Below are 20,908 nucleotides of genomic sequence, written 5' to 3' on the forward strand. Positions count from 1 at the left end.
CCGGAAGAGGGTTAGGGTGAGGGGCTTTTGGCTGTTAAAACGGCTCAACGAAAAAACGGCACATCCCCCAACACCGTCGCCCGCTGCATCACCCGCCGCGCCGGCCGATAATCATCCACCGCGTAATGCTGAGTCACGCGGTTATCCCAGAACGCAATGTCGTCCTGCTGCCAACGCCAGCGAATGGTGAATTCCGGCCGCGTCGCATGGGCGAACAGAAACTTCAGAATCGCCTCGCTCTCGGTTTCCGACAGCTCATTGATCTTCGACGTGAAGCCTTCATTGACGAACAACGAACGCCGTCCGCTGACCGGATGCGTACGGATCACCGGGTGCGACAGCGGTGGATTCTTGCGCCGTGCCTCTTCCCACTGCGCCAACGCTTCAGGCGTATTGCCATAGCGCTCCAGTGGAAACGAGCGAGTGAAATCGTGGGTCGCGGTCAGCCCTTCGAGCAAGGCTTTCATTGACGCCGACAGCGCTTCGTACGCAGCAATCCCGCTGGCCCACAGCGTGTCGCCACCGAACTCCGGCAGCAACTTGGCGCTGAGCACCGCGCCCATCGCCGGCGTCGGCAGGAAGGTCACGTCGGTGTGCCAGATTGCGTTGTCACGCACGTCGGTGACGGCGGTGTCGAGGATCAACACTTCCGGTTGTTCCGGCACGTTCGGGTAGATCGGGTGAATGTGCAGATCACCGAAGTACGCGGCGAAACGCGCTTGTTGTGGCGGTTCGATTGGCTGTTTGCGGAAGAACAACACTTGATACTTGAGCAGCGCTTGTTCGATGGCGTCGCGGTGTTCCAGGCTCAGCGGCTGACTGATGTCGACGCCGCTGATCTGCGCGCCGAGGGCCGAGCTTAATGGGGTGATGTTGAGGCTGCTCATGGTCTTTCTCTTCGAATTCGGAGTGTCATGCTTTTGTGGGAGCGAGCCTGCTCGCGAATGCGGAGTGTCAGGCGACAGTGCAGTGACTGATCCGACGCTTTCGCGAGCAGACTCGCTCCCACAGGGGAAGTTTCACAAGGCGATTTAGTGGGCCTGGCCGTGCCACGGCACCAGTTTGCGTTGCAGGGCGCGCAGGCCCATTTCCATGGCGAAGGCGATCAGGGCGATAACCAGAATCCCCAGCACCACCACATCGGTGACCAGGAATTGCGCGGCCGACTGCACCATGAAGCCCAAGCCACTGGTGGCTGCGATTAATTCAGCGGCGACCAACGTCGACCAACCAACCCCCAGACCAATGCGCACGCCAGTCAAAATATCCGGTAACGCGCTCGGCAAAATTACATGACGAATCAGCTGCAAACGCGTCGCGCCCAGCGACTGCGCAGCACGCAATTTCGCCGGATCAACCGTGCGCACACCGGTCGCGGTGGCAATGGCAATCGGCGCGAAAATCGCCAGATAGATCAGCAGCACTTTCGACAACTCGCCGATGCCGCACCAGATCACGATCAGCGGCAAATAGGCCAGCGGTGGGATAGGGCGGTAGAACTCGATCAGCGGATCGAGCACGCCACGGGCGATGCGATTGGCCCCGATGGCAATGCCCACCGGCACGGCGGTCAGGATCGCAAAACCGAGGCCCAGACCGATGCGGCTCAGGCTGGCGCCCAAGTGCTGCCACAACGTCGAATCCATGTAACCAGTAGTCGCCAGCAACCAGCCTTTTTGCAGCACGGCGGACGGTGGCGGCAGGAACAGCGGCTCGATCAATCCAGTGGCTGTTACGGCCCACCAGATTGCCAACAACGCGAACAGCGTCAGCAGGCTGATCCAGCGCGTGCTGAGGCTGCGGCGTACGGGAATCGCCACGGATGGTTTCGCGGGTTTTACCGCAGCCGAGGAAACGTCGTAACTGCTCATGCGCGCTCCTGCCGTTGTGCGGCGCTGCGTTGCGAGAACACTTTGCTCAGCACGTGTTCACGGGTTTCGATAAAACGCGGATCGGATTTGATCGCACGGGCGGACTCGCCAGTGGCGTAACGCTGAGCGAAATCCAGGTGCAGACGCTCAACGATCTGCCCCGGATTCGGCGCGAGCAGAATCAGGTCAGTGGCGAGGAACACCGCTTCTTCAATGTCGTGGGTAATCAGGAAAACCGGTTTGGCCGTGCGCTGCCAGACTTGCAGCAACAGCTCCTGCATCTGTTCGCGAGTGAACGCGTCGAGGGCACCGAAAGGCTCGTCCATCAGCAACACGCGCGGATCAGCGGCGAGCGCGCGGGCGAGGCCGACACGTTGCTTCTGGCCACCGGAGAGTTGCCAGATGCGGCGACTTTCGAACCCTGAGAGATCAACCAGCGCGAGCATTTCACGGGCGATTTTTTCGCGCTTGTCCTTGGCGATACCGGCCAGCTCCAGACCGAATGCAACGTTGGCCAACACGTCCTGCCAAGGCAGCAAAGCGTCGTCCTGGAACACCACGCCACGTTCGGCGCTCGGGCCTTTGACCGGCACACCGTCGAGGGTGATGCGCCCGGCGCTCGGCTCGACGAAACCGGCAATCAGGTTCAACAGCGAAGTCTTGCCACTGCCGGACGGGCCGAGGGCCACCAGCAATTGCTGAGGCCCCAGGGTCAGAGAAATATCCGCCAGCACCGGTGTCGGGCTGCCCGGGTACTGTGCGCTGATGCGCTCCAGCTGTAGCAAGGCCATCGCAGTTAACTCCCGATCAGTTGGTGATGTATTTGGCGCTGACGTACGGCGCGTAGTCCGGCAGAACCGCTTCGACCTTGCCCTGCTCCTTGAGGAACGCGGCGGTGTCGGTGATGGCTTGGGTGGTCGGCGCGCCTAGGGTGACGACTTGATCAGCCGCCAGCGGGTAGACGTTGCCTTGCAGCAGCAGCGGAATGTCGCTGGCCTTGGCGCCGGAGAGTTTCACCAGTTTGTCGACGTTGGACTGTTTGGCGAGCCAGGCTTTCGGGTCTTTGCGGTAGTCGGCGTAGGCGTCGAGGGTGACCTTGGCGAACGCGGTGACGATTTCCGGGTGCTTCTCGGCGAAGTCTTTGCGCACGATCCACGCATCGAACGTCGGCGCGCCAAACTTGGCCAGTTCGCCGGAGGTGATCAGCACTTTGCCGTTTTCCTTGGCGACACCGAGTGCCGGATCCCACACGTAGGTGGCGTCGATGTCACCGCGTTTCCACGCGGCAATGATCGCTGGCGGGGCGAGGTTGAGCACGGTGACTTTCGACGGATCAATGTTCCAGTGCTTCAGCGCCGCGAGCAGGCTGTAGTGACCGGTGGATACGAACGGCACGGCGATTTTTTTGCCGATCAGGTCTTGCGGGGTCTTGATCCCGGAACCGTCGCGAGCGACCAGTGCTTCGGCGGCGCCGATCTGGGTGGCGATTAGGAAGGTTTCGACCGGGACTTTGCGCGTGATCGCGGCGGTCAGCGGGCTCGAACCGAGGTAGCCGATCTGCACGTCACCGGAGGCGATGGCAGCGATGATGTCGGCGCCGTTGTCGAACTTGCGCCAGGCGATGTCGGCTTTGGTGGCTTTTTCGTAGGCGCCGTCGGCCTGGGCGACTTTCGCCGGGTCAACGGTGGTTTGGTAGGCGACGGTAAGGTCGGCGGCCTGGGCCAGAAAACTCGCGGCAGCCAGAGAGGCCGCGGCCAGTAGGCGAAGCGGGAAATTCAGTTTCATTGAACAGCTCCATATCAGGCGACCGAGCGTCGGCGTGAAAGGAGACTAAATGATCTAAGAATCAGTAAATAAATAACTTTTTAGAATGAGCTTATGAGCGGAAAAATCTAAGGCTTGGTGGGATTGGGGGGGTAGATCGTTCCCACGCTCTGCGTGGGAATGCAGCCGGTGACGCTCCGCGTCACCTGGACGCAGAGCGTCCCTTGAGGCGTTACCACGCGGAGCGTGGGAACGATCAGAATTGTGGATATTTCGGATCTTGCGTTCGACGTTAGATCTTTGCCCCCTCACCCCAGCCCTCTCCCCCAAGGGGGGCGAGGGGGAAAGGGAGCCGATCTTTGTGCTTTTCAAGGCCTGAGTTCGGCTCGGTATTTCACGTCAGCGTACTTCGCACCAACAACCCGGTCAGTCCCCTCTCCCTCCGGGAGAGGGTTAGGGGGAGGGGCTCTTCAGTTGCTGATCGCCAAAATACTCGCCTGATACGACCCGACGAATACGTCGAAATCACCGACTTCGTTCTGCTCCAGCTCAGCCTGCGCTGCCAGAGAAGTACGCGCCAGCTCCTCAAACTTCGCCTGCTCATCCGCCGCCAAAGGCTCGCTACGGAAAAACTCGGCATGCGCCTGACTCTGACGCAACGAAAACTGCGCAAAGCTTTCCTTGTGCTCCGCCATCGCCGCCAACACTTGCGCGGATGGCGTAAGGGACGGATCGCTGACCTTGGCCAGTTGCGCATCCAGCGCCTTGCTGTGCGCATCGCCGCCATGGCTCTGATCCAGCAGCGCCGCCAGCGGGGCGATTTGCTCCAGCAGTTCTGCCGCCCAGGTCTTCATCTCGACCGGTTCACCGTCACGCTGCAATTGCAGGCCTGGACGACGACCTTCCTTGACCACGCTGAGGAAGTTCGACGTCGCATTGCCGCACGAGGTGTTGGTCAGCAACGGGCTGTCGTTCAGCGCGCAGTACAGCAGGAACGCGTCGAGGAAGCGCGACTCGGTGAGGTCGATGCCCATCGGCAGGAACGGGTTGATGTCCAGGCAACGCACTTCAACGTACTGAATGCCACGGGCCACCAGCGCCTGAATCGGCCGCTCGCCGGTATAGGTCACGCGTTTCGGGCGGATGTTGGAGTAGTACTCGTTTTCGATCTGCAGGATGTTGGTGTTGAGCTGCACCCACTCACCATCCTGGTGCGTGCCGACTTCAACGTACGGCGCGTACGGCGTGGCCACGGCTTTGCGCAGGCTGTCGGTGTAGCTCGCCAGATCGTTGTAGCAAGGCGTCAGACCGGCCTGGGCGTTGCTCTGGTAACCAAGGTCGCTCATGCGCAGGCTGGTCGCGTACGGCAGATACAGCGTGTCTGGATCGAGCTGTTCCAACTGATGCGAACGGCCACGCAGGAAACCGGCGTCCAGCGCTGGCGAAGCACCGAACAGGTACATCAGCAGCCAGCTGTAACGACGGAAATTACGGATCAGTGCGATGTAGGAAAACGACTGGTAATCGCGATCGGTGCCGACAAAACCTTCGGTTTCGCGCAGCAGTGGCCAGAGCTTTTCCGGCAGGGAGAAATTGTAGTGAATCCCGGCGATGCACTGCATGGTCTTGCCGTACCGCAGGGCCAGGCCCTTGCGGTAGACGTACTTGAGCTGACCGATGTTGGAGGTGCCGTAGTAGGCGATCGGGATGTCTTCCTCGGCCGGCAACGGGCACGGCATCGATGGACTCCACAGGTACTCGTTGCCGAGCTTGCTGTAGGCAAAGCGGTGAATCTTGTCCAGGCTCGCCAACGTGTCGGCCGGATCCGGCAGAGCGGGCGTGATGAATTCCAGCAGCGACTCGGAGTAGTCGGTGGTGATTTGTTCGTTGGTCAGCGCGGAACCCAAGGCTTCGGGGTGCGGCGTTTGCGCCAGGCGACCTTCGCTGGTCACGCGCAGGCATTCACGTTCGATACCGTGCAGGCACTGCTCGAGCAGAGAGAGGTTAGCGCGCTCGCCGAGCAGAGCCAGGCGGCGGTTGAGAAGTTCGCTCAATTTGGATTCCTTCACGCGTCAGTCGCCCCAATATGGGGGTGGGCAAGACGGTCTACAAGGGTGAAGTTGAAACTGGCGTTTTCGCCTGGTTTTTCTAGCCGGTCAGCCGCACACATACCTGTAGGAGCTGCCGCAGGCTGCGATCTTTTGATCTTGCTATTGAAAAACAAAATCAAAAGATCGCAGCCTGCGGCAGCTCCTACAGGATTCGTTGCGCCGAAATTAACTCAAAATGATGACCGGTAGCTACAGGACAGCGAACGTGCCTTGCGCTTTTGCGACCAGTTTGTCGCCCTGCATCACGTCGGCTTCGACCACCAAAGTACGTCGGCCCGGGTGAATCACCCGCGCCGTGCACATGACCTCACCGTCGGAAACGGCGCGGATATAGTTGATCTTGCATTCGATGGTCGCGCTCTGCTGATCGAAGCCATGAGTGCTGGAACAGGCCAGCCCCATGGCGATATCGACCAGACTGAACAGCGCGCCACCGTGCAATTTGCCGCCGCGATTGCGCAGTTCCGGTTCCAGCACCAGGGCGACTTGCGCCACCCCGGTTTCCAGGCTGTGCAGGCGGCAGCCCAACAGCTTGAAAAACGCGCTCTCGACGAGCCCGGCCGGAATCTCCATCAGCGTTTCTTCAACTGCTTGGCGTTGGCGAACAGCGAGGCCATCGCGTTGTTCACTGGCGCTGCGGTGGCGGTTTCCTTGCGCGGTGCGTTGTTCGAAGGCTGGCGTTGCGCCGAGCCTGGACGCGAGCCACGGGCGCCGTCGATCTTCTCGCCCGGGGTGTCGCCCATGCGCATCGACAGACCGACGCGTTTGCGCGGAATGTCGACTTCCATGACCTTCACTTTCACCACATCGCCGGCCTTCACCGCTTCACGCGGGTCCTTGATGAACTTCTCCGACAGCGCCGAGATGTGCACCAGACCGTCCTGATGCACGCCGATGTCGACGAAGGCACCGAATGCGGTCACGTTGGTGACAACGCCTTCGAGGATCATCCCCAATTGCAGGTCTTTGAGGTCTTCAACGCCTTCCTGGAACTCGGCAGTCTTAAACTCCGGACGCGGGTCGCGGCCCGGTTTTTCCAGCTCTTGCAGGATGTCGGTGACGGTTGGCAGACCGAACGTCTCGTCGGTGAATTTCTTCGGATCCAGACGCTTGAGGAACCCGGCATCGCCGATCAGCGAGCGAATGTCGCGGTCGGTTTCAGCGGCAATGCGCTGCACTAGCGGGTAGGCTTCCGGGTGAACGGCCGACGAATCCAGCGGGTTGTCGCCGTTCATCACGCGTAAGAAACCGGCCGCCTGTTCGAAGGTTTTTTCGCCCAGACGCGCGACTTTCTTCAGCGCTGCGCGGGTTTTGAACGCACCGTGTTCGTCGCGGTGCGTGACGATGTTTTGCGCCAGCGTCGCGTTGAGGCCGGAGATCCGCGCCAGCAGCGCCACCGAAGCGGTGTTCACGTCAACGCCGACGGCGTTCACGCAGTCCTCGACCACAGCGTCCAGGCCGCGCGCCAGTTTCAACTGCGAAACGTCGTGCTGATACTGGCCGACACCGATGGATTTCGGATCGATTTTCACCAGCTCAGCCAGTGGATCCTGCAGACGACGGGCGATGGACACCGCGCCGCGGATCGACACATCCAGATCCGGGAATTCCTTGGCCGCCAGTTCCGACGCCGAGTACACCGATGCACCGGCTTCGGAGACCATGACTTTGGTCATCTTCATCGCTGGATATTTTTTGATCAGCTCGATCGCCAGTTTGTCGGTCTCGCGGCTGGCGGTGCCGTTGCCGATGGCGATCAGATCAACCGAATGCTTGGCGCACAGGGCGGCCAGAATGGCGATGGTCTGATCCCATTTGTTGTGCGGCACGTGCGGGTAAACCGTGGCGTGATCAAGCAGTTTGCCGGTCGAGTCGACCACGGCGACCTTGCAGCCGGTACGCAGGCCCGGGTCGAGACCCAGTGTTGCACGCGGGCCGGCCGGGGCGGCCAGCAGCAAGTCGTGCAGGTTGTGGGCGAAGACGTTGATCGCTTCGGTTTCGGCGCCGTCACGCAGCTCGCCGAGCAGGTCGGTTTCCAGGTGGGTGTAGAGCTTGACCTTCCAGGTCCAGCGCACCACTTCACCGAGCCACTTGTCGGCCGGGCGGTTCTGGTTCTGGATGCCAAATTGCTGGCCGATCATGCCTTCGCACGGGTGCATGGTGCCCGGCAGTTCGTCGCCGACTTTCAGCGCGGAGCTGAGGATGCCTTCGTTGCGTCCACGGAAAATGGCGAGCGCGCGGTGCGACGGCATGCTTTTCAGCGGTTCGTCGTGTTCGAAGTAATCGCGGAACTTGGCGCCTTCCTCTTCCTTGCCAGCGATGACGCGGGCACTGAGGGTCGCTTCCTGTTTCAGGTAGTTACGCAGTTTCTCCAGCAGGCTGGCGTCTTCTGCGAAGCGTTCCATGAGGATGTATTTGGCGCCTTCGAGCGCAGCCTTCACGTCGGCCACGCCTTTTTCGGCATCGACGAAGCGTGCGGCTTCGGTTTCCGGGGTCAGGTTCGGGTCGTTGAACAGGCCATCGGCCAAGTCGCCGAGGCCGGCTTCCAGGGCGATCTGGCCCTTGGTACGGCGCTTCTGCTTGTACGGCAGGTACAAGTCTTCGAGGCGAGTCTTGGTGTCAGCAAGTTTGATGTCGCGCTCAAGGGCAGGGGTGAGTTTGCCTTGCTCTTCGATGCTGGCGAGGATGCTGATGCGCCGTTCGTCGAGTTCTCGCAGGTAGCGCAGGCGCTCTTCCAGATGACGCAACTGGGTGTCATCGAGGCTGCCGGTGACTTCTTTCCGGTAACGGGCGATGAAGGGAACGGTAGAGCCTTCATCGAGTAGCGCGACGGCCGCTTCGACCTGTTGTGGGCGTACGCCGAGTTCCTCGGCAATGCGGCTGTTGATGCTGTCCATAAAACCACCTGACATATTGTGAAATCAGGCTCGCAGGCACGGAAATAAAGGCCCGGAGTCTGGTTGAGCGGCTAGAAAATTGCCGCTGCCTGGGTCAAAAGGCAGCCCATTGACCCTTGAAATCGAACAATTACTGCGCGCGGCAGGAAAAAAAGCCTGCCACCTGCGGTAACGATTCAGACGTTGCCTGGCACAAAACGCCGCGCATTATAACCAGCGTTCTGTCATTCGGGGGCGTCGCAGTCTGTAGGCATAAACCCCGGTTTTCTGGCAGTGAAGGAAAAATCTGCTAACAATGCACACGGTGCGTATAACGGCAGCTACGCCATAATGCGCGCCGAGCTAAAAGGAGCATCCAATGAGCAGCACTGCACAAACTGCTGAAGGCGAAAAAATTCTCATCGTTGACGACGATCCGGGCTTAAGCAGCCTGCTGGAACGTTTTTTCGTCAGCAAGGGCTACCGTGCCCGCACCGTACCGAACACCGAGCAGATGGATCGTCTGCTGTCGCGTGAAGTTTTCAATCTGGTGGTCCTCGACCTGATGTTGCCTGGCGAAGACGGTCTGACCGCGTGCCGCCGTCTGCGGGCCGCGAACAATCAGATTCCGATCATCATGCTCACCGCCAAGGGCGATGAGATGAGCCGCATCAAAGGCCTGGAACTGGGCGCCGACGACTATCTGGCCAAGCCGTTCAACCCGGATGAGCTGATGGCCCGTGTCAAAGCTGTCCTGCGTCGTCAGGCCGCACCGGTACCGGGCGCGCCGGGCAGCGAAGACGAAAACGTCACCTTCGGTGATTACGTCTTGTCGCTGGCCACTCGAGAATTGAAGCGCGGCGAAGAAGTGCACATGCTCACCACCGGTGAGTTTGCGGTACTCAAGGCTTTGGTAATGAACGCGCGTCAGCCACTGACCCGTGACAAACTGATGAACCTGGCCCGTGGCCGCGAGTGGGATGCCCTCGAGCGTTCCATCGATGTGCAGATTTCCCGTCTGCGTCGCATGATCGAGCCTGATCCGTCGAAGCCGCGCTATATCCAGACTGTCTGGGGCGTGGGCTACGTGTTCGTACCGGATGGTGCCGCCACCAAGTGATCGGTGATTTGTAGGAGCGGGTCTGCAGGTTTTGGTCGAACGGCCATGCCCGCAGACTCGCAATCCGCAATATGCGAGCATTGCTCGCTCCTGCAAGTGTGTAGCGGTTATAGATGAAAACCCCTGTCTGGTTCCCCCAAAGTTTTTTCTCCCGCACCCTTTGGCTGGTGCTCATCGTCGTGCTGTTTTCCAAGGCGCTGACCCTGGTTTATCTGTTGATGAACGAGGACGTGCTGGTGGATCGCCAATACAGCCATGGCGTCGCCCTGACGCTGCGTGCCTATTGGGCTGCGGATGAAGAAAACCGCGCAAAGATTGCTGATGCGGCGACCCTGATCCGGGTGGTCGGCGCCGGTGTGCCGGAAGGCGAACAGCACTGGCCGTACAGCGAAATCTATCAGCGACAAATGCAGGCGGAGCTGGGCGCCGACACCGAAGTGCGCTTGCGCATGCACTCGCCGCCAGCGTTGTGGGTGCGCGCGCCGAGCCTCGGTGATGGCTGGTTGAAGGTGCCGTTGTATCCGCACCCGTTGCGTGGCCAGAAAATCTGGAACGTGCTCGGCTGGTTCCTCGCCATCGGCTTGCTCTCGACAGCCTCTGCATGGATTTTCGTCAGTCAGCTCAACCAGCCGTTGAAACGTCTGGTGTATGCCGCCCGGCAGCTTGGTCAGGGCCGTAGCGTGCGGCTGCCGATCAGCGATACACCGAGCGAGATGACCGAGGTCTATCGCGCTTTCAACCAGATGGCGGAAGACGTCGAACAGGCCGGTCGCGAGCGTGAATTGATGCTGGCCGGCGTATCCCATGATCTGCGCACACCGTTGACCCGCTTGCGCCTGTCGCTGGAGTTGATGGGCGACCGCAACGACCTGACCGACGACATGGTGCGCGACATCGAAGACATGGACGCGATTCTCGACCAGTTCCTCGCGTTTATTCGTGATGGTCGCGACGAGTCGGTGGAAGAGGTGGATCTGACTGATCTGGTGCGCGAGGTGGCGGCGCCATACAACCAGAATGAAGAGAAAGTGCGTTTGCGTCTGGAGCCGATTCAGCCGTTCCCGCTGCGTCGGGTCTCGATGAAGCGCTTGCTCAATAACCTGATCGGCAACGCCTTGAACCATGCCGGCGGTAGCGTGGAAGTCGCGGCTTATGTGTCCGGTGACGTCAATGCGCCTTATGTGGTGCTGAGCGTGATGGACCGCGGCGCGGGGATTGATCCTTCGGAACTTGAAGCGATTTTCAACCCGTTTACGCGAGGCGATCGTGCCCGGGGCGGTAAGGGCACCGGCTTGGGGTTGGCGATTGTGAAGCGGATTGCTTCGATGCATGGCGGCAATGTTGAATTGCGTAATCGGTCCGGGGGTGGACTGGAAGCGCGGGTGAGGTTGCCGTTGGGGCTAATGTTGCCTAGGGACGCTGTGTAGATCAAAAGCCCCTCACCCCAGCCCTCTCCCAGAGGGAGAGGGAGCCGACCGAGGTGTCTTGCGTCATACATCGACCTGCAAAATCAGGTCGATTATGGATTCAGCGGTACTCGTTCAAGTCGGCGTAGTTCTCCAATATCCCCCAATCAGTCCCCTCTCCCTTCGGGAGAGGGTTAGGCGGGCGGCGTTCCGATGAGGGGCTCTTGCTCTTAGCTCTAGCTCTTCGCTTTAGCCCTTGCCTTTGGTGCGGGTCATATTCGGCCCGCCATTCTTCTCAAGATGCTCAATGATGATCCCCGCCACATTCTTGCCGGTAGTGGTCTCGATCCCTTCCAGCCCCGGCGACGAGTTCACTTCCATAACCAGCGGCCCGTGATTGGAACGCAGGATATCCACACCCGCCACCGCCAGGCCCATGACCTTGGCTGCGCGCAACGCGGTCATGCGCTCTTCCGGGGTGATCTTGATCAGGCTGGCGCTGCCGCCACGATGCAGGTTGGAGCGGAACTCGCCCGGCTTGGCCTGACGCTTCATCGCTGCGATGACTTTGTCACCGACCACGAAGCACCGAATATCCGCACCGCCCGCTTCCTTGATGTACTCCTGAACCATGATGTTTTGCTTCAGGCCCATGAACGCCTCAATCACCGACTCCGCCGCCGTGGCGGTTTCGCACAACACCACGCCGATACCCTGGGTGCCTTCCAGCACCTTGATCACCAGCGGCGCGCCGTTGACCATGTCGATCAGGTCGGGAATGTCATCCGGCGAGTGCGCAAACCCGGTGACCGGCAGACCGATGCCGCGCCGCGACAGCAGTTGCAGCGAACGCAACTTGTCCCGCGAACGGGCAATGGCCACCGATTCGTTGAGCGGGAACACTCCCATCATTTCGAACTGACGCAACACCGCGCAGCCATAAAACGTCACCGACGCACCGATCCGCGGAATCACCGCGTCGAAACCTTCCAGCGGTTTGCCGCGATAGTGGATCTGCGGCTTGTGGCTGGCGATGTTCATGTAGGCGCGCAAGGTGTCGATCACTACCATTTCATGCCCGCGCTCGGTTCCGGCTTCGACCAGACGGCGGGTGGAATACAGACGCGGGTTCCGCGACAGCACAGCGATCTTCATGCAACACCTGTGGAGGAGGTAGATACCGGGAACACCGGCTTGTCTTGTACATATTTGATGCCCGGATTGACCACCAACTGGCCATCGATCAGGGCTTTGGAGCCGAGCAACAGGCGATAGCGCATGGACTTGCGGCAGGCGAGGGTGAACTCGATCGGCCAGACCCGATCACCCAGGGCCAGAGTGGTGCTAATCACATAGCGCTCCTGGGCATGGCCGTTGGAGCTTTTGATGGTTTTGCGCGTCACCAGTGGCGCTTCGCAGCGGCGGTGACGCAACTGCACCACCGTGCCCAGGTGCGCGGTGAAACGTACCCATTTCTGGCCGTCGCGTTCGAACGGCTCGATGTCGGTGGCATGCAGGCTGGAGGTGCTGGCGCCGGTGTCGATTTTCGCTCGCAGGCCTGCGACTCCCAGATCAGGGAGCGCCACCCACTCGCGCAGACCGACAACGGTCAAATGGTCAAATGTCTTCAATAGAAAAAAACCAACGATTAACGCGTCCAGGCCTCAGGTGAAACCCGGGCCAACGCTTTGAATGCAGGTTTGGCGAACCAGTAGCCCTGCATCAGAAATATTCCACAGTCGGCCAGGAAATCCCGTTCACCGGCGCTCTCAATGCCTTCGGCAATGACTGTAACGTCCAACTCCGCACAGATTGTGACAATCCCCCGAACGATCGCCTGACGAACACGGTCTTGATCGACATCGCGGATCAGCGCCATGTCGAGTTTGATCAGGTCCGGTTGGAAATCAGCCAGCAGATTGAGCCCCGAATAACCGGCACCGAAATCATCGATGGCGGTCTTGAAGCCGAATTCGCGGTATTCACGCAGAATATTGGTCAAATGGCGATAGTTATCTACGTGCTCGCTTTCCAGGGTTTCAAAAATCAGCCGGTCGAGAGGAAAACGGTGTTTTTTGGCCGCCTCGAGCGTACTGCGAATACACAGCTCTGGACGATAGACGGCGTTGGGCATGAAGTTGATCGACAAGTGTGTCTGCATATTAAGATTGGCCGCGCCTTCGATGGCGCGGGTTCGGCAGAGCTGGTCGAAACGGTAGCGGTTTTCTTCCGTAACCTGATTCAACACGGTGAATGCGCCTTCACCGTTCACACCGCGAACCAGCGCTTCGTGGGCGAAAACCGACTGGTCGCGCAGATCCACGATAGGTTGGTAGGCAAAGGCAAAATCGAAGCCCAGCGGTTCACTGTGCTGGCAGCCCTGGCAACCGGTGTGAGTCGAAGTCAATGAAGAGGGAAATTTAGTCACTTGAGCACCCCCATGCCGGTGCACCGGCCAAGATCACAGTCTATCTGGAGGGCCGAGTTGTTGCGCCCGACAGAAACGGTAGTACAGTTCCGACTACTGGCTGAACGAGGAATTCAAATGGCGCAAAAAAGCGAAGAGGACGACAAGGTTCGTCTCGACAAGTGGCTATGGGCCGCGCGTTTTTACAAAACCCGTGCCTTGGCCAAAGCGGCGATCGAAAGCGGCAAGGTGCATTGTCGCGGTGAGCGCTGCAAGCCTGGCAAAGAGCCGCGCATCGGCGATGAGTTCGAGATTCGTACTGGGTTCGAGGTGCGTACGGTGAAGGTCGAGGCGTTGTCGATTGTGCGGCGCGGCGCACCGGAGGCGCAGACGTTGTACGCGGAGACCGAGGCGAGTATTGCCAAACGTGAAGCGGCTGCGGCAATGCGCAAGGCGGGGGCGTTGGGTGTGAGTACCGACGGCAAGCCGAGCAAGAAGCAGCGGCGGGATTTGTTCAAGTTTCGGGGTAGCAGCAACGACGAGTAAGCGCGACGTTTCCGGGCTGTATGTGCTGGCCTCTTTGCGAGCAGGCTCGCTCCCACAGTAGATCCGGTTCCTCCAGTGGATACTTGATCAATTGTGGGAGCGAGCCTGCTCGCGAATCGAGGGCGCAGCCCTCGCCGAAAACAGCCCGGTATCAGGCGCTACGCACCACACTCATCCGCGACACCAGCGGCAACTTGCCCAGCAGCGCGAATATCGGCGCTGTCACCTTCAACCAGAAGTTCGAGGCGTGATACGCAAACGGCGTGTAATAACCCCAGCCCAAGGCCCAAACCGCCAGCAGCAGACCGCCGATGTAATCGTCCTGACCCCAATGCGCACCGGCCACCAGACGCGGCAGCATGAACAACAGCGCCAGACCCCAGATCGCCACAAACTGGCCAACCGTGCGGCTGAACACGCCCATGAACAACGCCCAGATCAGCAGCACCGAAGCATGGTCACCGGGAAAGCTCTGGCTCGAGCGATCCTTCAGCTCCCAGGTCTTCTCCATGTGCGGGAAGTAATCGCTGATATGCACCGCGCCTTCCAGCACCATCGACGGGCTGCTGTGCTGCCAGTCCATGTGGTCGGCGAATTTGGAAAACAGCGCGCGAATCACCACCATCAATAGCAGGATCGAGAAAAAACCGAAGAACGCGCGACGCACATCAATCGCCTTGAAGACCCAGTCGCCCTTGATCAGCAGCGTCAGCAAGATCAGACCGACAACGATGTCGAACGGACGCAGACTTGCAATTGCCCAGATGTGGAGCCATATCGGGTTGCTGGCCAGCGGTGCATTGAGTGAGCGGAACAGCCACTCGTCGAAAATCACACACAGCGAGTTGCCCGTAGGCCATAACCAGAAAGCCAGTAGCGCCAGTGGCGCTACGTTGCACAGAACCAGCCGGCCGAGGTTCCACCTAGATTGGAACAAACCCGGATTGTTCATAAAATGCCTCCCATGGCAGAGCAGTCGGCACCAAAAAGAGTGCCAAGAAGCGCAAATTTTCACGTCTTGTAACCATTTTGTCACCACATTCAGATACCCAAAATTATGACCGAGCTAGCGGATACCGATTTCACTCAACGTTTCATCTTCGATGACAGCGACACGCGCGGCGAACTGGTTGCGCTTGAACGCAGCTACGCCGAAGTCCTCGCCAAGCACCCGTACCCGGAGCCGGTGGCGCAATTGCTGGGCGAATTGATGGCGGCCGCCTCCTTGCTGGTGGGCACGCTGAAGTTCGATGGCTTGCTGATTCTGCAGGCGCGTTCCGAAGGGCCGATCCCGCTGCTGATGATCGAATGCTCCAGCGAGCGCGAAATTCGTGGTCTGGCGCGTTATGACGCTGAGCGGATCAAGCCGGACGCGAGCCTTGCCGACCTGATGCCGGGCGGTGACCTGACCCTGACCGTCGACCCGACGATTGGCCAGCGTTACCAGGGCATCGTCGATCTTGATGGCGAAACCCTGTCTGAGTGCTTCACCAACTATTTCGTCATGTCGCAACAAGTTGGCACGCGCTTCAAGTTGTTCGCTGACGGCCGCCGTGCCCGCGGGATGCTGCTGCAACAACTGCCGGCCGACCGTTTGAAAGACGAAGAAGACCGTGCCGCAAGTTGGCAGCACCTCACTGCACTGGCGAGCACGCTGACCGCCGATGAGTTGTTGAGTCTGGACAACGAAACCGTGTTGCATCGCCTCTACCATGAGGAGCAGGTGCGTCTGTTCGATGTGCAGAATCTGCGCTTTCGTTGCACCTGCTCACGCGAGCGTTCGGGCAACGCGCTGGTCAGTCTGGGTCTTGAGGATGCACAGCAATTGGTTCAAGAGAACGGCGGCACTGTCGAGATCGATTGCCAGTTCTGCAACCAGCAGTACCTGTTCGACGCAGCCGATATTGCTCAATTGTTCGCTGGCGCAGGCGTCGACACGCCGTCAGATACCCGGCACTAAAACGGTTCAGCGCAGGTAAATTCACTGCGTAACGACGGAATTTCGCCGTTACGACGGGAGGACCCTACTCTTTTTGGGCTTTTCTGGCATAATCCGGCCCACTTTTTTCGCGGTAGTAGTGCACGACTTTCTACTACAAAACGTTTGGAGCACACTCGGCCACTGGCCGACGGGGAACCTCATGACGCAAGCCAATAACGCCGTGTACACCGATCTGAGTGTTGATGATCTGGTTAAAGAAGCCCTGAACCGCGGTGAGGGCGAGCTTGCCGATACCGGCGCTCTGGTTGTTCGCACTGGTCACCGCACCGGTCGTTCGCCTGTTGACCGTTTCATCGTTGAAGAGCCTTCCACCCAGGCCGCTATCGCCTGGGGCCCGATCAACCGCAAGTTCCCGGCCGACAAGTTCGACGCGCTGTGGGCTCGCGTAGAAGCCTTCAACAACGCGCAAGAGCACTTTGTGTCCCACGTGCATGTAGGCGCGGCGGAAGATCACTACCTGGCCGTGAAAATGACCACCCAGACTGCCTGGCAGAATCTGTTCGGTCGTTGCCTGTTCATCAACCCGGCCCAGTACAACCCGGCCGGTCGTGAAGAGTGGCAAGTGCTCAACGTGGCCAACTTCGAGTGCGTGCCTGAGCGTGACGGCACCAACTCCGACGGTTGCGTGATCCTCAACTTCGCACAGAAGAAAGTGTTGATCGCCGGCATGCGTTACGCCGGTGAGATGAAGAAAGCCATGTTCTCCGTGCAGAACTTCCTGCTGCCGGCCGCTGACGTGCTGCCAATGCACTGCGCTGCCAACATCGGCGAAGAAGGCGACGTGACCCTGTTCTTCGGTCTGTCGGGCACCGGTAAAACCACCCTGTCGGCCGACGAAAGCCGTTACCTGATCGGTGATGACGAACACGGCTGGGGCGAAGGCGTGGTGTTCAACATCGAAGGCGGTTGCTATGCCAAGTGCATCGACCTCTCCGAGAAGAACGAGCCGGTTATCTGGAAAGCCATCAAGCACGGCGCCGTGTTGGAAAACGTTGTCATCGACGACGCCAAGCACGCCGACTACGCCGATGTCAGCCTGACCCAGAACAGCCGCGCCGCGTACCCGCTGGAGCACGTTGCCAAGCGTTCCGAGAAGAACCTGGGCGGCGAGCCAAACGCTGTGATCTTCCTGACCTGCGACCTGACCGGCGTACTGCCGCCAGTGTCGATCCTCAATGAAGAACAAGCGGCCTACCACTTCCTGTCCGGCTACACCGCACTGGTGGGCTCGACTGAAATGGGTTCGGGCAGCGGCATCAAGTCGACCTTCTCCACCTGCTTCGGCGCACCGTTCTTCCCGCGTCCGGCTGGCGAATACGCCGAGCTGCTGATCAAGCGCATCCGCGGCTTCGGCTCCAAGGTCTACCTGGTCAACACCGGCTGGACCGGCGGCGGCTACGGCGTCGGCAAACGCTTCAACATCCCGACCACCCGCGCGGTGATCGCAGCGATCCAGAGCGGCGCGCTGATCGGTGCAGCCACCGAACACCTCGACACCATCAACCTCGACGTGCCACTGGCCGTACCGGGCGTTGAAACCAACCTGCTCAACCCACGCAACACCTGGGCTGACAAGGCTGCGTACGACGAGGCTGCGAAAGCACTGGCCGGTCTGTTCATCGAGAACTTCAAGAAGTTCGAAGTGAGCGACGCGATCAAGGCTGCTGGGCCGAAGTTGTAAGATCTGTCGTGAATGAAGAAGCCGCCCTTTGGGGCGGCTTTTTTGTGGGTGATTAGAAGGTACGAAAAGCAAGCGCCATCCTTTCCTGCTCACTTCTGGACATCCCAAGCGCATTAGCGATCTCCGGCCAAAGACGGATCACGTCTTGAATGCGCTCAATGATGTCTGTTGAGTCCTCACGACTAACCCGAAAATACCCCGCGACTTCCCTCGCCAGCTCCAAGTCCAGCGCATTGTCAGAATCAGTGATGTTCAGCTTCAACCCATCCGCATGTGCCACCGGATTCATGTCATACGCTGCGGACAACCGCCATCCCCGACCAGGATCCAGAACAAAACCATGGTTTCGCAGGTGGTCATCGGTGTTGGAGACCAGGATGTTGAAGACGATTCGTGACCAGAGTTCACGGAGGTCGGTGTTGGGTTCCGAGCCGTGTTCCATGATCACTTCCGCCAACTCTAGATAGCTGGCGCCGGTTGAGGCGTCGTCGCCGTCGACGCGGTTGGTCATGGTCATGGCTGATGCGAAATGATGTCGGCCGCCGCGTTCGGTTCGGTCGAAACGCTTCACCAGAAAGCAGTGGTGATCGCTTGCGTAGCGTCGGGCTGTGCCGGTCGCTACGCGTAACCCGCAGTTGACTGCCAAAGCGTTCACGACCATTTCCCAACCACCGACATCATAGTCATCTCTCGTACTTGGGAATTTGGCGATCCACAGTTGGCCGAACTCGTCGACGACGCTGGCTTTCGGTCTGGCGCCGCCCAGTGAGCCGCCCGGTGCGATGAGCATTCTTAGCCATTCGCGGCCCTCGGTGGCTGTGTTGTCCCTATCGTTTTCCAAGGCGAGACTTGCCTGTTCTAACGCGCGTAGCTCGACAAAGGGTGGAGCTGCAACGCCGTCGCGGTCGTCGAGGAAGTTGCCTTCGTCATTGAGTTTGTAGCGAAGGGCGCCGACACGGAACAGGTCGTGCACGCCAAGCAGGTAATCGGATTCGAACAACTTGCTGTTGCTGGGGAGCAAGCCGTCGCGAATGTCCCTTTCCAATCGGCGTTTCATCAGCAGTTGGCCCCAACGATCGGGGCTTGAGTCTGCGAAGACGCCAAAGCGGCTCTGATGTTCGCCGGGGAATTGGCGACCTTCGAAGGGGCCGATGCGCGGGTCTAGAGTTATGGAACTCAACTCGGGATCGGCCAGCGCTTTCGGGTCGTACTCAAATTCGAACACGTTGGTGTTGCTTGTTTTCCTTGCGTGTAGAAACCCGAGGCGTCTGGCGCCTTTCAAAGATTCCCAGTCTGCATAAACAGCAATCAGCGTCATTCTTCACCTGTCGGGGGGCCAGCCTTTTTCTTCTTGTTCAAAAGGCTGGAGAGTGAGTGTGTGTTGAATGGGAAGTCAGCCGGAATTTTCGTGGTAGTGGCGGCATCGATTACGTTTGAAGCCCCGACGTGTTCGGATGTGCCCTTTTTTACCGCACTGGCTGCTCGTACTCGCTGGGGCTTTTTCGCTGCGGATCGTGTTGCAGGCATTAACTGCGCATCCTGCAATTGGCGACCCGTTTCATCGGCTGCAGCGAGTTTGTTCAGATCCTTTTCCAGCCCCAGCACTTGCATGACCGAAAGGTAGGCACCGATGGTCACTCCTGATCCTCCCGTCTCCACATTGCGCAAGGTTGTCAGCGACATGCCAGATCGTTCAGCGACTTGCTTGGCCGTCAATTTGCGGCGTAAGCGAGCCAGCTTCAGGCGTTCGCCAAAGTCGACCAGAAGTCGAGCAGTGGAGGGCAAAAGCGGCGCTGTTTTCTTGGCCATAGTGGCAGTATTCCTTCATTTTTTAACCTTAACTGCCAGAATAATAGCACTTAAGTTGAAGGATGCAGGGTAGGGCGGATCTGCAGTGTTCAAGTTTTTAAATGGCATTATTCCAACTGTTTTTAGGATATACAGCCAGAATACTGCCACTTATGGGGGGCTGTAATTTCCATTCAGTTTGTGTTTCTACGGTTCATTTCGAGAGCTGACTCACTTGAAGGAAGTGGCTTGTCGTAGCAGGCTCGCTTTTGCTCAAGCGACAACGCGGTCTTGTCGTCTGTTTTCGGTGTAGAGGTCGGACTGGAAGCGCTACGCTCCCGGCGTAAGATCTCGTCCATTTCCTGGACGCTTTCCATCAGCTCATCAAAAAATTTGCTCATGGTTACTCCGATGGTTACTCCGATGGTTAATTGCCTTATTTACCGCTCTCGACGGATAGGTGAGAGCGGTTTAATCACTCAAGCTCCGGTCGGAGCTTTCCAATTGAGCATCCGCTGCTGCGCAACCTGCAGCAGATCACAGCCATCCTGCGTCAGCAGATAGAGGGCGTGGGTGATGTGGGGGATGTCTTCGACGTCGGCTTGTCTGAAGTTGAGGCAGTAAAGGGTGCGTAGCAGGTCGCTTGAAGCGCGCAGGCGCTGGACGGCGCACTCGAGGATGTCTTGTGGGTTGGCCGTTGTGTCGATGATCAGGGGCTTGGAGTCGGTGAGGTTCGATTCGAGTGGGCGGTAGCGATCGGTGGTGAATTGATTCCATGTTTTCATTTTTTGATCCTCATATGCTTCAGGTGAAGCCACCACATCGTGACCAAGCGACAGGAGGCAACTGTGTTCGGGTTGGTCAACCGGTGAGGATCGTGCACATACCCGGCACACCCGAAGGTGTCCCAAACACAGTCACCATAAACTGCAGGCAAATGAGTGCCGGCAGCATACAGCGCATGCGTATACACGATCCAATCGGGTGACCAAGCCCGAGCCGCTGAATTGACAGCGACAGCCACGACTATAGAGATCAGCTACACGAAGCCGATAGAAGACAAGGAGTCTGTCTTTGTAGGAACGGGACGTAGATTTGATAGGTCATCGCCGCTGATCGACCTTCTGCTTTAAACGAGCGCGTTTATCAGCCATCAATGCTCTGGATACCTCATCGGGAATGCTGGGGCGAGGATCATCAAGGCTGGCTTGAACCTGTCGGATGAACCAAGCCGTGTAGTCATCCTCGTCACTCGGTGGATCGAACTCATCGCTCGTAACATTCATTGTTGGATTCCTGCCCAAGGAGATATAGCGCTGACCTGGCGTGGCCTAGT

21 protein-coding genes are annotated in these 20,908 nt (G+C 59.0%); 5 read left to right on the plus strand and 16 right to left on the minus strand.

The features are described 5' to 3' along the window. Nucleotides 1–44: 44 nt before the first annotated feature. The 7 genes from tauD to CKW26_RS00535 all read right to left on the minus strand — a co-directional run bounded on the left by tauD (nt 45) and on the right by CKW26_RS00535 (nt 8,643). Nucleotides 45–887, minus strand: coding sequence for a taurine dioxygenase (gene tauD / locus CKW26_RS00505; protein WP_095047096.1), 843 nt, complete (start codon nt 885–887; stop codon nt 45–47). Nucleotides 888–1,031: 144 nt separating this feature from the next. Continuing rightward, the gene (tauC, locus tag CKW26_RS00510) at nt 1,032–1,871 is read right to left on the minus strand and encodes a taurine ABC transporter permease TauC (RefSeq protein ID WP_095047097.1); all 840 of its coding nucleotides are present in this window, start codon (nt 1,869–1,871) and stop codon (nt 1,032–1,034) included. Continuing rightward, nucleotides 1,868–2,662, minus strand: a complete 795-nt coding sequence (tauB, locus tag CKW26_RS00515) for a taurine ABC transporter ATP-binding subunit (RefSeq protein WP_095047098.1) — start codon at nt 2,660–2,662, stop codon at nt 1,868–1,870. Before tauB ends, tauC begins: the two co-directional genes overlap by 4 nt. Before the next feature lie 16 nt (nt 2,663–2,678). Continuing rightward, entirely contained in the window at nt 2,679–3,656 is a 978-nt protein-coding gene (tauA, locus tag CKW26_RS00520) for a taurine ABC transporter substrate-binding protein (protein ID WP_095047099.1), read from the minus strand. A 449-nt stretch (nt 3,657–4,105) separates the two neighbouring features. Further along, the gene (gene gshA / locus CKW26_RS00525; protein WP_095047100.1) at nt 4,106–5,689 is read right to left on the minus strand and encodes a glutamate--cysteine ligase; all 1,584 of its coding nucleotides are present in this window, start codon (nt 5,687–5,689) and stop codon (nt 4,106–4,108) included. Nucleotides 5,690–5,935: 246 nt separating this feature from the next. After that, a complete protein-coding gene (locus tag CKW26_RS00530; RefSeq protein ID WP_053116527.1) occupies nt 5,936–6,319 on the minus strand; it encodes a PaaI family thioesterase in 384 nt (127 codons plus the stop codon). Next, nucleotides 6,319–8,643, minus strand: coding sequence for a Tex family protein (locus CKW26_RS00535; RefSeq protein WP_095047101.1), 2,325 nt, complete (start codon nt 8,641–8,643; stop codon nt 6,319–6,321). Before CKW26_RS00535 ends, CKW26_RS00530 begins: the two co-directional genes overlap by 1 nt. A gap of 358 nt (nt 8,644–9,001) precedes the next feature. On the opposite strand from CKW26_RS00535, the gene ompR reads away from it, so the two are divergent. After that, complete coding sequence (gene ompR, locus CKW26_RS00540; RefSeq protein ID WP_095047102.1) at nt 9,002–9,742, plus strand: two-component system response regulator OmpR; 741 nt, start codon at nt 9,002–9,004, stop codon at nt 9,740–9,742. A gap of 113 nt (nt 9,743–9,855) precedes the next feature. Further along, entirely contained in the window at nt 9,856–11,169 is a 1,314-nt protein-coding gene (locus CKW26_RS00545) for an ATP-binding protein (RefSeq protein WP_095047103.1), read from the plus strand. 228 nt (nt 11,170–11,397) lie between these two features. On the opposite strand, the gene rimK is transcribed toward CKW26_RS00545, so the two are convergent. The 3 genes from rimK to CKW26_RS00560 all read right to left on the minus strand — a co-directional run bounded on the left by rimK (nt 11,398) and on the right by CKW26_RS00560 (nt 13,576). Beyond that, on the minus strand, nt 11,398–12,303 hold the full coding sequence (rimK, locus tag CKW26_RS00550; protein WP_007949201.1) for a 30S ribosomal protein S6--L-glutamate ligase: 906 nt from the start codon (nt 12,301–12,303) through the stop codon (nt 11,398–11,400). Continuing rightward, nucleotides 12,300–12,719 (minus strand): ATP-dependent zinc protease, encoded by a 420-nt coding sequence (locus CKW26_RS00555; RefSeq protein WP_245398053.1) that lies wholly within the window; start codon nt 12,717–12,719, stop codon nt 12,300–12,302. Before CKW26_RS00555 ends, rimK begins: the two co-directional genes overlap by 4 nt. Before the next feature lie 77 nt (nt 12,720–12,796). After that, nucleotides 12,797–13,576 (minus strand): EAL domain-containing protein, encoded by a 780-nt coding sequence (locus tag CKW26_RS00560; RefSeq protein ID WP_095047105.1) that lies wholly within the window; start codon nt 13,574–13,576, stop codon nt 12,797–12,799. A gap of 117 nt (nt 13,577–13,693) precedes the next feature. Here CKW26_RS00560 and CKW26_RS00565 point away from each other — a divergent pair, with 117 nt between their 5' ends. After that, nucleotides 13,694–14,101 carry an RNA-binding S4 domain-containing protein gene (locus CKW26_RS00565; protein ID WP_007917939.1) on the plus strand — a complete coding sequence of 136 codons (408 nt, stop codon included), beginning with the start codon at nt 13,694–13,696 and terminating at the stop codon, nt 14,099–14,101. 151 nt (nt 14,102–14,252) lie between these two features. Here CKW26_RS00565 and CKW26_RS00570 read toward each other — a convergent pair whose 3' ends face one another. Further along, nucleotides 14,253–15,053 (minus strand): phosphatase PAP2 family protein, encoded by an 801-nt coding sequence (locus CKW26_RS00570; protein WP_095047106.1) that lies wholly within the window; start codon nt 15,051–15,053, stop codon nt 14,253–14,255. A 105-nt stretch (nt 15,054–15,158) separates the two neighbouring features. Between CKW26_RS00570 and hslO the strand changes: the two genes are divergently transcribed. Together hslO and CKW26_RS00580 are read left to right on the plus strand one after the other, a co-directional pair. Then, nucleotides 15,159–16,061 carry an Hsp33 family molecular chaperone HslO gene (gene hslO, locus CKW26_RS00575; RefSeq protein WP_095047107.1) on the plus strand — a complete coding sequence of 301 codons (903 nt, stop codon included), beginning with the start codon at nt 15,159–15,161 and terminating at the stop codon, nt 16,059–16,061. Nucleotides 16,062–16,242: 181 nt separating this feature from the next. Continuing rightward, nucleotides 16,243–17,784: a phosphoenolpyruvate carboxykinase gene (locus CKW26_RS00580; RefSeq protein WP_025110978.1), complete on the plus strand. Its 1,542-nt coding sequence runs from the start codon at nt 16,243–16,245 to the stop codon at nt 17,782–17,784. A gap of 52 nt (nt 17,785–17,836) precedes the next feature. Here CKW26_RS00580 and CKW26_RS00585 read toward each other — a convergent pair whose 3' ends face one another. The 5 genes from CKW26_RS00585 to CKW26_RS00605 form a co-directional block, all read right to left on the minus strand. After that, nucleotides 17,837–19,102 (minus strand): type II toxin-antitoxin system HipA family toxin, encoded by a 1,266-nt coding sequence (locus tag CKW26_RS00585; protein ID WP_095047108.1) that lies wholly within the window; start codon nt 19,100–19,102, stop codon nt 17,837–17,839. After that, nucleotides 19,099–19,593, minus strand: coding sequence for a helix-turn-helix domain-containing protein (locus tag CKW26_RS00590; RefSeq protein ID WP_095047109.1), 495 nt, complete (start codon nt 19,591–19,593; stop codon nt 19,099–19,101). Before CKW26_RS00590 ends, CKW26_RS00585 begins: the two co-directional genes overlap by 4 nt. A gap of 173 nt (nt 19,594–19,766) precedes the next feature. Continuing rightward, on the minus strand, nt 19,767–19,973 hold the full coding sequence (locus CKW26_RS30170) for a hypothetical protein (protein ID WP_095047110.1): 207 nt from the start codon (nt 19,971–19,973) through the stop codon (nt 19,767–19,769). A gap of 78 nt (nt 19,974–20,051) precedes the next feature. Then, on the minus strand, nt 20,052–20,357 hold the full coding sequence (locus CKW26_RS00600; protein ID WP_095047111.1) for a hypothetical protein: 306 nt from the start codon (nt 20,355–20,357) through the stop codon (nt 20,052–20,054). A 318-nt stretch (nt 20,358–20,675) separates the two neighbouring features. Beyond that, complete coding sequence (locus CKW26_RS00605; RefSeq protein ID WP_095047112.1) at nt 20,676–20,858, minus strand: hypothetical protein; 183 nt, start codon at nt 20,856–20,858, stop codon at nt 20,676–20,678. Nucleotides 20,859–20,908: the final 50 nt, after the last annotated feature.

This window comes from Pseudomonas sp. Irchel s3h9, assembly GCF_900187475.1.
Taxonomy (GTDB): Bacteria; Pseudomonadota; Gammaproteobacteria; order Pseudomonadales; family Pseudomonadaceae; genus Aquipseudomonas; species Aquipseudomonas neuropathica.